This window comes from Pseudomonas vlassakiae (genome assembly GCF_014269035.2).
Taxonomy (GTDB): Bacteria; Pseudomonadota; Gammaproteobacteria; order Pseudomonadales; family Pseudomonadaceae; genus Aquipseudomonas; species Aquipseudomonas vlassakiae.
This window is the reverse complement of record NZ_JABWRP020000025.1, coordinates 51410-65440: the sequence shown is the minus strand read 5'-3', so window position 1 is coordinate 65440 and position 14031 is coordinate 51410. Positions and strand designations below refer to the sequence as shown.

Below are 14031 nucleotides of genomic sequence, written 5' to 3'. Positions count from 1 at the left end.
AGCATCCCCTGCGAGGAGGCGCTACATGGGCGCAACCAACCGGTTAGCCTGTTATTCCGACCCTGCTGACCATTATTCTCATCGGGTACGCCTCGTGCTCGCCGAGAAGGGCATCAACGTGCAGGTGATCGACGTCGACCCTGCGCGTCTGCCAGCCAGGCTGGCAGAGGTGAACCCTTACGGCAGCGTACCGACCCTGGTCGATCGTGACCTGGCGTTGTATGAGTCGACCGTGGTGATGGAATACCTCGAGGAGCGTTACCCGCATCCGCCGTTGATGCCGGTCTACCCGGTGGCGCGTGGCAATAGCCGTCTGCTGATGCATCGCATCCAGCGTGACTGGTGCGCCCTGGCGGATACCCTTCTCGACCCGCGCAGCGCTGAGGCCGCCCGAGTCGAGGCGCGCAAGGCGCTGCGCGAAAGCCTGACCGGCGTCTCGCCGCTGTTCGGCGAGTTTGCTTGCTTCATGAGTGAGGAGCAAAGTCTGGTCGACTGTTGTCTATTGCCCATACTGTGGCGTTTGCCGGTTATGGGTATCGAATTGCCGCGGCAGGCCAAGCCGCTGCTGGATTACATGGAGCGGCAGTTCGCCCGCGAGCCTTTCCAGGCGAGCCTGTCCTCTGTTGAACGTGAAATGCGCAAGCTTTAAGGAGCCGTTGATGAACTCCAGTCGCCCCTACCTGGTTCGAGCACTGTACGAGTGGATCGTCGACAACGATTGCACCCCCCATATGCTGGTCAATGCCGAATTCCCGGCGGTCCAGGTACCACAAGGTTTTGCCAGCGATGGCCAGATTGTCCTGAACATTTCGCCGAGTGCCGTGCGCAACCTGCACATGGATAACGAGGCGGTAAGCTTCGAGGGGCGCTTCAGTGGCGTTGCCCATTCGTTGTTCGTGCCAGCAGGTGCCATCCTGGGGATCTATGCCCGCGAGAACGGCCAAGGCATGGTCTTCGAGCTTGAGCCACCGCTGATGGATGGCGATGAACAGGAAGACGATGCTGTCGAGCCGGATGACGATGGCCCGCCGGAAGGGGGTGGCCAGCCTCCACGTCCAAGTGGGCGACCCAGCCTGAAAGTGGTCAAGTAATAAAAAAGGCGATCCGTATGGATCGCCTTTTTTTGCCAAGCTGAGCTTACAGGTCGCTGATGGTGCGAACCTGGTCCCGATTGATGCGGGTGCGCTTGCCGTCGAGCTGCTGGAATTCGTAGAAGCCCGAGTCCTTGTCGAAGTGCGGGGCGTCGACAGCCTGGATTTCGCGGCCGTCGTTGAGGGTGATCAGGCTTGGGGTCGAGCAGCCAGCCAGGGTGGCGAAGGTGCCGAGCAGCAGGGCGGGCAGCAGAAGCTTTTTCATGCAGTATTTCCTGGAAATTGAACGGGTGGGGCATGTTGCCGCCGAGGCCAGCCAGTGGCGGGTCGCGGCGGCAACTGAATCAGTCGATGTACTCGAACAGCTTGACGATCTTCTGCACGCCAGAGACCCCTTGAACCACGGCGGTGGCGGAGTTGGCCTCTTGCTGGGTCACCAGGCCCAGCAGGTAGACGATGCCGTTCTCGGTGATGACCTTGATGCGCGAGCTGGGCACGGCATTGTCGGTGAGCATCTGGGCCTTGATCTTGGTGGTCAGCCAGGCATCGTTGTTGCGCGCCAGGATCGAGGAGGGCTGCATCACCTGCAGTTCGTTGTGTACCTTCTTCACTCGCTGGACCTGGCTGGCAGTCTGTTCGGCCAGGCTCTTGAGGTCGGCACGCGGGGTTTGCCCGGCAAGCAGGACGATACCGTTGTAGCTGCTGACGACGATGTGCGAACCCTTGTCCAGGTCAGGGCTGGCCTTGGCAATGTTCACCGAAGCCTTGGTTTCGATCAGCGAGTCGTCGATCTTGCTGCCGATGGTGCGGGTGCCGCGATCATCCTCGATCGGCGAGTTGCGGGTCGAGGTCAGTACCGAGCTGCAGCCGGTGACGCTCAGGCACAGGGTAAGGGCCATCAGGCCGAGGCGTATGGGGGTCATTCTTCACTCCCGAACAGTTGGCTGTCGATCAGATCGCACAGGCAGTGGATCGCCAGCAGGTGGACTTCCTGGATACGTGCGGTGACCATCGACGGTACGCGGATTTCCACGTCTTCTGGCAGCAGCAGCGATGCCATGCCGCCGCCGTCACGTCCGGTCAATGCTACGACAATCATTTCGCGATCATGTGCGGCCTGGATCGCTTGAATCACGTTGGCAGAGTTGCCGCTGGTCGAAATCGCCAGCAGTACGTCGCCGGGCTGGCCCAGGGCGCGAATCTGCTTGGAGAAGATTTCGTTGTAGCTGTAGTCGTTGGCGATCGAGGTCAGCGTCGAGCTGTCGGTGGTCAGGGCGATGGCCGGCAGGCTCGGGCGCTCACGCTCGAAGCGGTTGAGCAGCTCCGAAGAGAAGTGCTGGGCATCGCCAGCCGAGCCGCCGTTGCCGCAGGCGAGCATCTTGCCTTCATTGAGCAGCGCATTGACCATGACCAGGCTAGCCTGCTCGATGTGCGGTGCCAGGATGTCCATTGCCTGTTGCTTGGTGTCGATGCTGGCCTGGAACAGCCGGCGAATTCGGGATTGCATGTCCATCTGGTGACCTTAAGTGGGGCGGTGGCCGGCGCGGCGCGCAACAGGGACCAGCCCGCGAAACATAGAGCAAAAAAATCGGAGTGGGTTCAGCATTCGAAGGCGTTTTTCAGCCATTGAAGTGGCCGGCCTGCATGGTGGCTGCCCTGCAGGGCGACAACGTCGAAGCGGCAGGGGTGATTGGCCCAGCGGGACTCCTTCTGCAGGAACAGTGTGGCGGCAAGCACCAGTCGTTTCTGCTTGCGCCCGTCAATGCTGCCGAGGGCGCCACCGAAGTCCGCGTGCAACCGGTAGCGGACTTCGACGAATACTACTGTATCGGCGTCGAGCATGACCAGATCAAGCTCGCCGCCTTTGCATCGCCAATTGCGCATCAGCAGTTGCAGGCCTTGCCCTTGAAGGTACTCAAGGGCTTGGGTTTCTGCTGCCTGGCCGGCGCTGCTTGGCGATGCTGCGGGCATCAGCGCGAGGTATCTGGCAGGCGCTTGACCTGGCCACCAGCGAACTCGGCCCATGGCAACTGGCGCTCTACGCGCTGGCTGGCGTTGATGCTCAGGCTGCCGGACAGGCCTTGCACGCGATTGTCTGGCAGTGCCTTGAGCTGGCCCAGGCGCGGCGCCAGGCTGTAGGCGTCGACACCCATCGCGTACAGGCGGCCGAGGCTGCCGGCGGCCTGTGGCCACTGCTGTACCACCTGCTGGCGCAGGCTGTTGCTGGTGTCGAGCAGCCATGGCGTTTCGCAGAAACGAATGCCGTTCATGTCGTTGTACTGGTTGACGTCGCCGCTGGCACTGTACAGGTTCGAGGTGGCGTAGACCGGTACGTCACCGGCGTACTGGAAGTTCAGCGTCGGTTTGATCTGCTGCGCCTGCTGTGGGGTCGAGGCGAGGAAGATGAAGTCGATGTCCTGGCGGCGCGACGGTTGTGCCGCGATGGTACCGCCCACGGTGCTCTGCAGGCTCTGGGCGCGGCCTTCGCTCTGGCGCAGCTGGAACAGGTTGGCGATCTGCTGGGCGAGGGCGACCGGTTGGGCGATGCGCTCGGCGGCGATGATGGTGCCGCCATTGCCTTCCCAGTCCTGGCGGAAGGCGGCCAGCACGCGGTCACCCCACTCACCGCTCGGTACCAGGGCAACGGCGCGGACCATGCCATCAGCACGGGCGCGGCGCGCCACTTCACGGGCTTCGTCCTCAGCGGCGAGGCCGAACTGGAACAGTTGCGGTGGTGCTTTCTGGCCGGCATCGGCGTAGTTCAGGGCGAGCGTGGTGATGGGCAGTTGGCTGTTGCCGGCGAGCTGCTTGACCAGCGGCTTTTCAAGCGGGCCGACCACCAGTTGCACACCATCGGCCTGGGCCTGGCGATAGAAGGCATCGAGCGAGCCGATGCGCGAGCTGTCGTAGACCTGCACGGCAGGCGCTTGCCCGCCCGCTTGCTGGGCCTGGAAGTGGGCGGCCATGAAGCCGTCACGCAGGGCCCGGGCAACGCCGGCCAGCGGGCCTTCCTGGGGCAGCAGCAGGGCGATCTTGGTCAGCGGCTGGCTGGCCAGTTCCTTGAGCTTGGTCAGGGCCAGCGGCAGTTGCTTGGCGGCTGGGTGATCGGGGTGCTGCTTGCGCCAGGCTTCGATGGCCGCTTGTTGCTGCTCCAGGGTGCCGGCGCTTTTGACGGCCAGCGCCAGGCTGGTCCAGCCGGCCAGGATTTCGTTGTTGGCTGGCTGTTGCAGCTGCTCGGCCGGCAGCGAGGCGACCAGGGCCCAGATCGCGTCATGGTTCGCGCTGGCGGCCTGGCCACTGAGCAGCGGGCTCAGCAGTACCCGTTGCTGGGCGGCGGCCATGGCCTGGCCATCGGCCTCGAGGGCGGCGGCATGGACGCTGTAGGTGCGCACCTGCTGTTGCTCCGGCAGCTCTGCAATGTGTTGCAGGCTCGGATGGGACAGCGCGGTCAGGGCGGCCTTGGGCTGGTTGCGGCTCATGGCGAGTTCCGCGCCGAGGGTGGCGGCGAAAATCTGCTGGGCCGGCTTGAGCGTGTCCATCGGCACCTGTTCGAGGATGCGTGCCGCGCGTGGGAAGTCCTTCTGCTTGTAAGCCAGGTCGGCTGCGCTCAGGCGCAGCAGGGCAGCGTCTTCCGCGGACTTGCTGGTGGCGGCCTTCTCGAGCAGTTGCTCGATGCTGGCGTCCGGGGTGCGTGGCAGTTCGCCCAGGCTGGATGAGGGCGAGCTGGCGCAGGCTGCCAGCAGGGCAGCGAGGCAGAGGGCTGTGAACAGCCGCAGGCAAGCGATCATGTAAAGGTCCTGTTACTCGATCAAGTTGGCCGGCAATTGTACCCAAGCAGCAGCCGGGGCGCGATCTGCCGTTAGCGGAACCTTCACTATAGGTGGCGTGTGCAGGAGGACCGAAGAAGTTCTTTGCGCCCTGTTACCGGCGCTCGGGCTACAATGACGCCTTTGATCCGAAAGGCAGGGTGTGTGCAGTGACTGATGTGGCCGGGACTTCGAAATCCACCATGGGGACGCTTTATGTGGTCGCGACGCCCATTGGCAACCTTGATGACATGAGCGCCAGGGCGCTCAAGGTGCTGGCCGATGTCGCCCTGATCGCTGCCGAGGACACCCGGCATTCGATCCGCCTGCTGCAGCACTTCGGCATCGACACGCCGTTGGCGGCCTGCCATGAACACAACGAGCGCGACGAGGGTGGCCGCTTCATTGGCAAGTTGCTGGCCGGTGAAGATGTGGCGCTGGTATCCGACGCCGGTACCCCACTGATTTCCGATCCGGGTTACCACTTGGTGCGTCAGGCGCGTGCCGCTGGCGTCAGCGTGGTGCCCGTGCCTGGCGCCTGCGCCCTGATTGCCGCGCTGTCGGCAGCCGGCCTGCCATCCGACCGCTTCATCTTCGAAGGCTTCCTGCCCGCCAAGGCTGCGGGTCGTCGTGCGCGTCTGGAGCAGGTCAAGGAGGAGCCTCGCACGCTGATTTTCTACGAGGCGCCACACCGCATTCTGGAGTGCCTCGAGGACATGGAGCTGGTGTTCGGTGCCGAACGTCCGGCGCTGCTGGCGCGTGAGCTGACCAAGACCTTCGAGACCCTCAAGGGGCTGCCGTTGGCTGAGCTGCGTGCGTTCGTCGCTGGCGACAGCAATCAGCAACGGGGTGAGTGCGTGGTACTGGTGGGTGGCTGGAGTGCGCCTGAGGGCGAGGAAGCGATCAGCGCCGAGGCCCAGCGCGTGCTGGACCTGTTGCTGGCCGAGTTGCCGTTGAAGAGGGCGGCGGCATTGGCGGCGGAAATCACCGGTGTGCGCAAGAACCTGCTGTATCAGGCGGCCCTGGAAAAGCAGAAAGCGCAGTAGTAGCAATCAGGCATAGTTGACGGTATCGCTTGTTCTTGCGCGCGCGTGCCGTTAACCTTGTCGGCGGAGAGTCGATCGGACAGTCGCTGCCGTCTTTTGTTCCGCAAAAGGCGGGGGAGGAAAGTCCGGGCTCCATAGGGCAGAGTGCCAGGTAACGCCTGGGAGGCGCGAGCCTACGGAAAGTGCCACAGAAAATAACCGCCTAAGCACTTCGGTGCCGGTAAGGGTGAAAAGGTGCGGTAAGAGCGCACCGCACGGCTGGCAACAGTGCGTGGCTAGGTAAACCCCACTCGGAGCAAGACCAAATAGGGTTCCATCAGGCGTGGCCCGCGTCGGAACCGGGTAGGTTGCTAGAGGCGTCCAGTGATGGCCGTCGTAGAGGAATGACTGTCCTCGACAAAACCCGGCTTACAGATCGACTCTCCACCTTTCCTCTCCTGCTTGAATCGATAGCAGATTCCTCTTGGTAATACCAAAAAGATCTTACTCTTGATAATTCACTTTAACTTCGAACGGCAGCTGTTTGAGTCGGTTTGATTTTTCTCGCGTTTTTCCCCTCCTGGCAGTCCTTCCGCATTCCGTTGTTGCGCTAAATCTCGGTCCTGTAAGGGATTTCCTTATGAACGTGCCTTGACGGTGCAGCGGGCGGATTCCTATAGTGTGCGCAAGTGGCAGAAAGTGGGATGAAGTGGGTTTTCTGACACAAAAAAGCTAACATTGTGGGGAATCGCAGCCGTGTTCCGCGGAGCCAACGCCGTCAGCCTCGATGCCAAGGGCCGTCTCGCCATGCCGAGCCGGTACCGTGACGAGCTCGATTCGCGTTGCAATGGTCAGCTGATCGTGACCATCGACGCCGTAGACCCCTGCTTGTGTGTTTATCCCCTCGATGAGTGGGAACAGATTGAAGCCAAGTTGCGTGCCTTGCCGTCGTTGCGTGAGGAAAACCGCCGCCTGCAGCGTTTGCTGATCGGCAATGCGGTTGACCTGGAGCTCGATGGCAGTGGGCGTTTCCTGGTGCCGCCCCGCCTGCGTGAGTACGCCAAGCTGGACAAAAAGGCGATGTTGGTGGGGCAGCTGAACAAATTCCAGCTGTGGGATGAGGATGCCTGGAACGCGGTTTCGGCAGCCGACCTTGCAGCTATCCAACAACCGGGTGCCATGCCCGACGATTTGCGTGACCTGATCCTGTGACCATAGATAGCGGCTTCAACCACATCACCGTCCTGCTCGACGAAGCTGTCGAGGCATTGGCCCTGCGCGCCGACGGTTGCTATCTGGACGGCACCTTCGGGCGTGGCGGCCATAGCCGCCTGATCCTCAGCAAGCTCGGGCCGCAAGGGCGGCTTCTGGGCTTCGACAAAGATCCTCAAGCGATTGCCACCGGGCAAGCGCTGGCGGCCGAAGACGGCCGCTTTGTCATTGTGCAGCGCAGCTTTGCCGAGCTCGGTTCGGAAGTCGCCGAGCGTGGTCTGCACGGCAAGATCAGCGGCATCCTGCTTGATCTGGGCGTGTCTTCGCCGCAGCTGGATGACCCTGAGCGCGGCTTCAGCTTCCTCAATGACGGCCCGCTGGACATGCGCATGAACCCACATCAGGGCATCAGTGCCGCCGAGTTCATCGCTACCGCACCTGTCGAAGAAATTGCCCGCGTGTTCAAGGAATACGGCGAAGAGCGTTTTGCCGGGCGCATGGCGCGTGCCGTGGTCGAGCGCCGCGAAAAGCAACCGTTCACCCGCACCGCCGACCTGGCTGAAGTGCTCAAGGTTGCAAACCCGGCCTGGGAAAAGGGCAAGAACCCGGCGACCCGGGCCTTCCAAGGCCTGCGCATCCACGTCAACAACGAACTGGGTGATTTGGAGGCTGGCCTCGAAGCAGCGCTCGACGCCCTGGAAGTGGGCGGCCGCCTGGCGGTCATCAGCTTCCATTCGCTGGAAGACCGCATCGTCAAGCTGTTCATGCGCAAGCTGGTCAAGGGCGAGGCCGACAATCTGCCACGCAACCTGCCGGTACAGCACAAGGTCTTCGAGCCGAAGATCAAGCTGATCGGCAAGGCCCAGTTTGCCTCCGAGGCCGAACTCAAGGCCAACCCACGGTCGCGCAGCGCCGTGATGCGGGTTGCGGAGAAGCTTCGGTGAGCCGGCTTTTCGCCAAACCTCTGCCAGGCGGAAGCTTCCTGATGCTTCTGCTGTTTATCGGTGTGCTGGTTTCGGCCATCGCCGTGTCTTACAGCGCCCACTGGAATCGCCAGTTGCTCAACACCCTGTACGGCGAATTGAATGAGCGTGACAAGGCCCAGGCCGAGTGGGGCCGGCTGATTCTTGAGCAAAGCACCTGGACCGCCTCCAGCCGTATCGAGAGCCTGGCCTCCGAGCAACTGAAGATGCGTGTGCCTGCGGCTGACGAAGTGCGGATGGTGGCGCCATGATGAAGCTCGAAGGCGCACTCTACCCCTGGCGCTTCCGGGTCGTGATCGGCTTGCTCGCGCTGATGGTGGGTGCCATCTGCTGGCGCATCATCGACCTGCAGGTGGTCGACCGTGACTTCCTCAAGGGCCAGGGCGACGCCCGCAGCCTGCGTCATATTCCGATTCCTGCGCACCGTGGCCTGATCACCGACCGCAACGGCGAGCCGCTGGCGGTCAGTACCCCGGTCACCACCCTCTGGGCCAACCCCAAGGAAATGCAGGCTGCCAAGGATCGCTGGCCACAGCTGGCTGCGGCGCTTGGGCAGAACGCCCAGCAGTTGACCGAGCGCCTGACCCAGCAGGCCAACAAAGAGTTCATCTACCTGGTCCGCGGCCTGACCCCGGAGCAGGGCCAGCACGTGCTCGACCTGAAAATACCGGGCGTGTACGGGCTGGAAGAATTCCGCCGTTTCTATCCGGCCGGTGACGTGACCGCCCACATGGTCGGCTTCACCGACCTCGACGACCACGGTCGTGAAGGTGTGGAACTGGCCTACGATGAATGGCTGGCCGGCGTGCCCGGCAAGCGGCAAGTGATCAAGGACCGGCGTGGTCGCCTGATCAAGGACATCCAGGTCACCAAGAACGCCAAGGCCGGCAAGACCTTGGCGTTGTCGATCGACCTGCGCCTGCAGTACCTGGCCACCCGCGAACTGCGCAACGCCATCGCCGAACAGGACGCCAAGGCCGGCAGCCTGGTGATCATGGACGTCAAGACCGGCGAGGTCCTGGCCATGGTCAACCAGCCGACCTACAACCCGAACAACCGCCGTAGCATGTTCCCGGCTGCCATGCGTAACCGGGCGATCATCGACGTGTTCGAGCCAGGCTCGACGGTCAAGCCGATCTCGATGAGCGCGGCGCTGCAGAGCGGCCGCTGGAAGCCGACCGACAAGGTCGAAGTGTATCCGGGCAGCCTGCAGATCGGCCGTTACACCATCAAGGACGTGTCCAAGAGCGAGGGGCCGATCCTCGACCTGACCGGCATCCTGATCAACTCTTCCAACGTCGGCATGAGCAAGATCGCCTTCGACATCGGCGGCGAGGCCATCTACCGCGTCATGTCCCAGGTGGGCCTGGGCCAGTACACCGGCCTCGGCTTCCCGGGTGAACGCGTCGGCAACCTGCCTAACCACCGCGAGTGGCGCAAGGCTGAAACCGCGACACTGTCCTACGGCTACGGTGTGTCGGTGACCGCCCTGCAGCTGGTGCATGCCTACGCCGCGCTGGCCAACGACGGCAAGATGGTGCCGCTGTCGATCCTCAAGGTCGACAAGGCGCCGGAAGCGGTGCAGGCCATTCCGAAGGAAACCGCCGAAACCGTCCAGGGCATGCTGCAGCAGGTGATCGAAGCGCCGCGCGGCGTGTTCCGTGCCCAGGTGCCGTTCTACCACGTGGCCGGCAAGTCCGGTACCGCACGTAAGGCCACCGTCGGCTCCAAGGGTTACACCGAAAACGCCTACCGCTCGCTGTTTGCCGGTTTCGGCCCGATGAGCGACCCACGCTATGCCATCGTCGTGGTCATCGACGAACCGGGCAAAGGGGGTTATTTCGGTGGCCTGGTATCGGCCCCCGTATTCAGCAAGGTCATGTCGGGCACCCTGCGCCTGATGAACGTGCCGCCAGACAACCTGCCGCCGCCAAGCGATCCACAGCAGGCCAGTGCAGCACCCGCCAAGGGAGGGCGTGGATGATGACAATGCCATTGAGCAAGCTTTTCGCCCACGCCAGCCGCGACCCGCTGATCCGTGAACTGACCCTGGACAGCCGTCAGGTGCGCCAGGGTGACCTGTTCCTGGCCGTGCCAGGTGCCAAGGTGGATGGCCGTGAGCACATTGCCGATGCGCTGTCCCGTGGCGCGGCGGCAGTGGCCTATGAAGAGCAGGGCGTCAACGTGCTGCCGCTTACCGACGTGCCGTTGATTCCGGTGAAAGGCCTGATCGGCCAGCTGTCGCAGATTGCCGGGCGTTTCTACGGCGAGCCGAGCCGCCAGCTGAACCTGGTGGGCGTGACTGGCACCAACGGCAAGACCAGCGTCACTCAGCTGGTGGCCCAGGCGCTCGATGCGTTGGGCCAGCGTTGCGGCCTGATCGGCACCCTGGGCACCGGCTTCTATGGCGAGTTGCAGAGCGGCCGCCTGACCACGCCCGACCCGATCGCCGTGCAGTCGACCCTGAACGACCTCAAGAAAGGTGGCGCCAAGGCCGTGGCCATGGAGGTGTCCTCCCACGCCCTGGAGCAGGGCCGGGTCGCCGCACTGGAATTCGACATCGCGGTCATGACCAACCTGTCCCGCGACCATCTGGACTACCACGGCAGCATGGAGGCCTACGAGGCCGCCAAGGCCAAGCTGTTCGCCTGGCCGAGCCTGCGTTGCCAGGTGGTCAATCTGGATGATGCCTTCGGTCGTCGCCTGGCCGAAGACTTTGCCCGCCGCCCGAGCGTCGACCATATCGAAACCCGGCTGCTCAGCTATAGCCTGGAAAACCCGGACGCTTCGCTGTTCTGCCGCGAAGCGCATTTTGACGACGATGGTGTGCGCGCCATCATCGTTACCGCCCAGGGCGAACGCACCCTGCGCAGCCAGCTGCTTGGCCGCTTCAACCTGAGCAACATGCTTGCCGCAGTGGCCACGCTGCTGGCACTGGACTACTCGCTGGACGAGGTTCTCAAGGTCACCCCGCACCTGCAAGGGCCGGTCGGCCGCATGCAGCGCCTGGGTGGCGGTGACAAGCCGCTGGTGGTGGTCGACTACGCCCACACCCCCGATGCGCTGGAAAAAGTCCTCGAAGCCCTGCGTCCGCATGCACATGGCAAACTGCTGTGCCTGTTCGGCTGCGGTGGCGACCGTGATCGCGGCAAGCGCCCGCTGATGGCCGAAGTGGCCGAGCGCCTGGCCGACCGCGTACTGGTCACCGACGACAACCCGCGTACCGAAGACCCGCTGCGCATCTTCGACGACATTCGCCCGGGTTTCGCCAAGCCTGCGGGCGTCGAGTTCGTCGCTGGCCGTGGCGCAGCCATTGCCCATCTGATCGCCACCGCTGCCGCCGATGACGTGATCGTGCTGGCCGGCAAGGGGCATGAGGATTACCAGGAAATCAATGGCGAGCGCCATGCGTTCTCCGACCTGATCGAAGCCGACAAGGCACTTGCAGTCTGGGAGGCTCCGCATGCTTAAGCCCATGACCCTCAGCCAGCTGACCGGCGCCTTGAACGCGCGCCTGGTCAACGCCGACGCCAGCTTCACCGGGGTCAGCATCGACAGCCGTAGCGTCGCTGCCGGCCAGCTGTTCGTTGCCCTGACCGGGCCGCGCTTCGATGGCCATGACTACCTTGCCGACGTGCAAGCCAAGGGCGCCGTCGCTGCACTGGTCGAGCGCGAAATTGCCGATGTCGATCTGCCGCAGCTGGTGGTCGCCGACTGCCGTGTCGCACTCGGCCAGCTTGGTGCGCTGAACCGCGCTGCCTTCGACAAGCCAGTCGTCGCCATCACCGGTTCCAGCGGCAAGACCACGGTCAAGGAGATGCTGGCCAGCATCCTGCGGACCCGTGGCTTGGTGCACGCCACCCGCGGCAACCTGAACAACGACCTCGGTGCTCCGTTGACGCTGCTGGAAATCGCTCCGGAGCACAGCGCCGCCGTGATCGAGCTGGGTGCTTCGCGCATCGGCGAGATCCGCTACACCGTCGGCCTGACCCAGCCGCAGGTGGTGATCATCAACAACGCCGGCACCGCTCATGTCGGTGAATTCGGCGGCCCGGACAAGATCGTCGAGGCCAAGGGCGAGATTCTCGAAGGCCTGGGCGAGGGCGGCACCGCCATCCTCAACCTGGCCGACAAGGCGTTCGACATCTGGCGCAAGCGCGCTGGCAGCCATCGTATCTTCAGCTTCGCCCTGGACAACCCGCAGGCCGACTTCCATGCCAGCAACATCGGCCGTGATGCCCGTGGCTGCCCGTCGTTCACCCTGCATGGGCCTGATGGCTGTGTGCCGGTGCAGCTGAACCTGCTGGGTACCCATAACGTCAGCAACGCCCTGGCCGCTGCCGCCGCTGCCCATGCCGTTGGTCTGAGCCTTGGCGGCATCGCCGCGGGCCTCAACGCAGTGCAGCCGGTCAAGGGCCGCACCGTGGCGCAAATCGCCCCCAGCGGTGTGCGCGTGATCGACGACAGCTACAACGCAAATCCCACCTCCATGTGCGCGGCCATTGATATACTCCGCGCCTTTTCCGGGCGCACCGTTCTGGTGCTGGGGGATATAGGTGAACTTGGCCAGTGGGCGGAAGAAGGTCACCGTCAGGTGGGCGAGTACGCGCACGGCAAGGTCGATGCCCTTTATGCGGTGGGTTCCAACATGATTCATGCGGTCAAGGCGTTCGGCGCCAATGGCCGCCATTTCGCAACTCAAGCTGAGTTGATCGACGCAGTTCGCGCCGAAACTGCCAGCGAAACCACTATTTTGATCAAGGGCTCGCGCAGCGCTGCGATGGAAAACGTCGTGGCCGCACTGTGCGGTGCCAGCGGGGAGAAACATTAATGCTGCTGCTGTTGGCCGAGTATCTGCAACAGTTCCACAAGGGCTTCGCGGTCTTCCAGTACCTGTCCCTGCGCGGGATTCTTGGCGTACTGACCGCGTTGTCGCTGGCGCTGTGGCTGGGGCCGTGGATGATCCGTACCCTGCAGATTCGCCAGATCGGTCAGGCCGTGCGTAACGACGGCCCGCAATCGCACCTGTCCAAGTCCGGCACCCCGACCATGGGTGGCGCACTGATCCTGTCGGCCATCGGGGTCAGCACCTTGCTGTGGGCCGACCTGTCCAACCGTTATGTCTGGACCGTGCTGATCGTCACCTTGCTGTTTGGTGCCATCGGCTGGGTCGACGATTACCGCAAGGTGATCGAAAAGAACTCGCGTGGCCTGCCGAGCCGCTGGAAGTATTTCTGGCAATCGGTGTTCGGCCTGGGCGCTGCGGTGTTCCTGTACATGACCGCCCCGACCACCGTCGAGACCACGCTGATCGTGCCGTTCCTCAAGGATGTCACCATCCCGCTGGGTATCGGCTTTGTCGTATTGACCTATTTCGTCATCGTCGGCTCGAGCAACGCGGTCAACCTGACCGACGGCCTCGATGGCCTGGCGATCATGCCCACCGTGATGGTGGGTGGTGCGCTGGGCATCTTCTGCTACCTGTCGGGTAACGTGAAGTTCGCCGAATACCTGCTGATCCCCTACGTGCCAGGCTCGGGCGAGCTGATCGTGTTCTGCGGCGCGTTGATCGGTGCCGGCCTGGGCTTCCTGTGGTTCAACACCTATCCGGCCCAGGTGTTCATGGGCGACGTCGGCGCGCTGGCGCTGGGCGCCGCGCTGGGCACCATCGCCGTGATCGTGCGCCAGGAAATCGTGCTGTTCATCATGGGCGGCATCTTCGTGATGGAAACCCTGTCGGTGGTGATCCAGGTCGCCTCGTTCAAGCTCACCGGCAAGCGCGTGTTCCGCATGGCGCCGATTCATCACCACTTTGAACTCAAAGGCTGGCCTGAGCCACGCGTGATCGTCCGATTCTGGATCATTACCGTGATTCTGGTGCTGATTGGCCTGGCCACCCTGAAACTGAGGTAGA

Annotated in this window: 15 protein-coding genes and 1 other RNA gene; 11 read left to right on the top strand and 5 right to left on the bottom strand. The window is 63.3% G+C overall.

The window, feature by feature from the left end; translation table 11 throughout:
• The first annotated feature begins 25 nt into the window (after positions 1-25).
• Entirely contained in the window at positions 26-649 is a 624-nt protein-coding gene (locus HU738_RS23585) for a glutathione S-transferase N-terminal domain-containing protein (RefSeq protein WP_186601256.1), read from the top strand.
• Positions 650-659: 10 nt separating this feature from the next.
• Complete coding sequence (locus HU738_RS23580) at positions 660-1091, top strand: ClpXP protease specificity-enhancing factor (RefSeq protein WP_176508310.1); 432 nt, start codon at positions 660-662, stop codon at positions 1089-1091.
• 46 nt (positions 1092-1137) lie between these two features.
• On the opposite strand, the gene HU738_RS23575 is transcribed toward HU738_RS23580, so the two are convergent.
• The 5 genes from HU738_RS23575 to HU738_RS23555 all read right to left on the bottom strand — a co-directional run bounded on the left by HU738_RS23575 (position 1138) and on the right by HU738_RS23555 (position 4879).
• Positions 1138-1356 (bottom strand): YgdI/YgdR family lipoprotein, encoded by a 219-nt coding sequence (locus HU738_RS23575; RefSeq protein ID WP_054884635.1) that lies wholly within the window; start codon positions 1354-1356, stop codon positions 1138-1140.
• Positions 1357-1435: 79 nt separating this feature from the next.
• Positions 1436-2014 (bottom strand): BON domain-containing protein, encoded by a 579-nt coding sequence (locus tag HU738_RS23570; RefSeq protein WP_176508311.1) that lies wholly within the window; start codon positions 2012-2014, stop codon positions 1436-1438.
• Positions 2011-2604 (bottom strand): phosphoheptose isomerase, encoded by a 594-nt coding sequence (locus tag HU738_RS23565; protein WP_054884633.1) that lies wholly within the window; start codon positions 2602-2604, stop codon positions 2011-2013. Before HU738_RS23565 ends, HU738_RS23570 begins: the two co-directional genes overlap by 4 nt.
• Before the next feature lie 86 nt (positions 2605-2690).
• Positions 2691-3062 (bottom strand): YraN family protein, encoded by a 372-nt coding sequence (locus HU738_RS23560; protein WP_176508312.1) that lies wholly within the window; start codon positions 3060-3062, stop codon positions 2691-2693.
• Entirely contained in the window at positions 3062-4879 is a 1818-nt protein-coding gene (locus HU738_RS23555; RefSeq protein ID WP_186601257.1) for a penicillin-binding protein activator, read from the bottom strand. Before HU738_RS23555 ends, HU738_RS23560 begins: the two co-directional genes overlap by 1 nt.
• Before the next feature lie 221 nt (positions 4880-5100).
• Between HU738_RS23555 and rsmI the strand changes: the two genes are divergently transcribed.
• From rsmI to mraY, 9 genes are all read left to right on the top strand, one after another.
• Positions 5101-5943: a 16S rRNA (cytidine(1402)-2'-O)-methyltransferase gene (rsmI, locus tag HU738_RS23550; protein ID WP_186601394.1), complete on the top strand. Its 843-nt coding sequence runs from the start codon at positions 5101-5103 to the stop codon at positions 5941-5943.
• 67 nt (positions 5944-6010) lie between these two features.
• An RNA gene (rnpB, locus tag HU738_RS23545) (RNase P RNA component class A) lies at positions 6011-6370 on the top strand.
• Positions 6371-6678: 308 nt separating this feature from the next.
• Entirely contained in the window at positions 6679-7134 is a 456-nt protein-coding gene (mraZ, locus tag HU738_RS23540) for a division/cell wall cluster transcriptional repressor MraZ (protein ID WP_011535546.1), read from the top strand.
• Positions 7131-8078 (top strand): 16S rRNA (cytosine(1402)-N(4))-methyltransferase RsmH, encoded by a 948-nt coding sequence (rsmH, locus tag HU738_RS23535; protein WP_054884629.1) that lies wholly within the window; start codon positions 7131-7133, stop codon positions 8076-8078. Before mraZ ends, rsmH begins: the two co-directional genes overlap by 4 nt.
• Positions 8075-8368 (top strand): cell division protein FtsL, encoded by a 294-nt coding sequence (ftsL, locus tag HU738_RS23530; protein ID WP_054884628.1) that lies wholly within the window; start codon positions 8075-8077, stop codon positions 8366-8368. Before rsmH ends, ftsL begins: the two co-directional genes overlap by 4 nt.
• Positions 8368-10101 carry a peptidoglycan D,D-transpeptidase FtsI family protein gene (locus tag HU738_RS23525; RefSeq protein ID WP_186601395.1) on the top strand — a complete coding sequence of 578 codons (1734 nt, stop codon included), beginning with the start codon at positions 8368-8370 and terminating at the stop codon, positions 10099-10101. The genes ftsL and HU738_RS23525 overlap by 1 nt, the downstream gene beginning before the upstream one ends.
• A complete protein-coding gene (locus HU738_RS23520; protein ID WP_437182039.1) occupies positions 10098-11588 on the top strand; it encodes a UDP-N-acetylmuramoyl-L-alanyl-D-glutamate--2,6-diaminopimelate ligase in 1491 nt (496 codons plus the stop codon). The genes HU738_RS23525 and HU738_RS23520 overlap by 4 nt, the downstream gene beginning before the upstream one ends.
• Positions 11581-12948, top strand: coding sequence for a UDP-N-acetylmuramoyl-tripeptide--D-alanyl-D-alanine ligase (locus tag HU738_RS23515; RefSeq protein ID WP_186601259.1), 1368 nt, complete (start codon positions 11581-11583; stop codon positions 12946-12948). The genes HU738_RS23520 and HU738_RS23515 overlap by 8 nt, the downstream gene beginning before the upstream one ends.
• On the top strand, positions 12948-14030 hold the full coding sequence (gene mraY / locus HU738_RS23510; protein ID WP_054884625.1) for a phospho-N-acetylmuramoyl-pentapeptide-transferase: 1083 nt from the start codon (positions 12948-12950) through the stop codon (positions 14028-14030). Before HU738_RS23515 ends, mraY begins: the two co-directional genes overlap by 1 nt.
• Position 14031: the final 1 nt, after the last annotated feature.

Bases quoted from the DNA above. Each gene is read 5' to 3' on its own strand.
- HU738_RS23585 (WP_186601256.1), top strand. From the start codon at position 26: ATGGGCGCAACCAACCGGTTAGCCTGTTATTCCGACCCTGCTGACCAT.
- HU738_RS23580 (WP_176508310.1), top strand. From the start codon at position 660: ATGAACTCCAGTCGCCCCTACCTGGTTCGAGCACTGTACGAGTGGATC.
- HU738_RS23575 (WP_054884635.1), bottom strand. From the start codon at position 1,356: ATGAAAAAGCTTCTGCTGCCCGCCCTGCTGCTCGGCACCTTCGCCACC.
- HU738_RS23570 (WP_176508311.1), bottom strand. From the start codon at position 2,014: ATGACCCCCATACGCCTCGGCCTGATGGCCCTTACCCTGTGCCTGAGC.
- HU738_RS23565 (WP_054884633.1), bottom strand. From the start codon at position 2,604: ATGGACATGCAATCCCGAATTCGCCGGCTGTTCCAGGCCAGCATCGAC.
- HU738_RS23560 (WP_176508312.1), bottom strand. From the start codon at position 3,062: ATGCCCGCAGCATCGCCAAGCAGCGCCGGCCAGGCAGCAGAAACCCAA.
- HU738_RS23555 (WP_186601257.1), bottom strand. From the start codon at position 4,879: ATGATCGCTTGCCTGCGGCTGTTCACAGCCCTCTGCCTCGCTGCCCTG.
- rsmI (WP_186601394.1), top strand. From the start codon at position 5,101: ATGGGGACGCTTTATGTGGTCGCGACGCCCATTGGCAACCTTGATGAC.
- HU738_RS23525 (WP_186601395.1), top strand. From the start codon at position 8,368: ATGAAGCTCGAAGGCGCACTCTACCCCTGGCGCTTCCGGGTCGTGATC.
- HU738_RS23520 (WP_437182039.1), top strand. From the start codon at position 10,098: ATGATGACAATGCCATTGAGCAAGCTTTTCGCCCACGCCAGCCGCGAC.
- HU738_RS23515 (WP_186601259.1), top strand. From the start codon at position 11,581: ATGCTTAAGCCCATGACCCTCAGCCAGCTGACCGGCGCCTTGAACGCG.
- mraY (WP_054884625.1), top strand. From the start codon at position 12,948: ATGCTGCTGCTGTTGGCCGAGTATCTGCAACAGTTCCACAAGGGCTTC.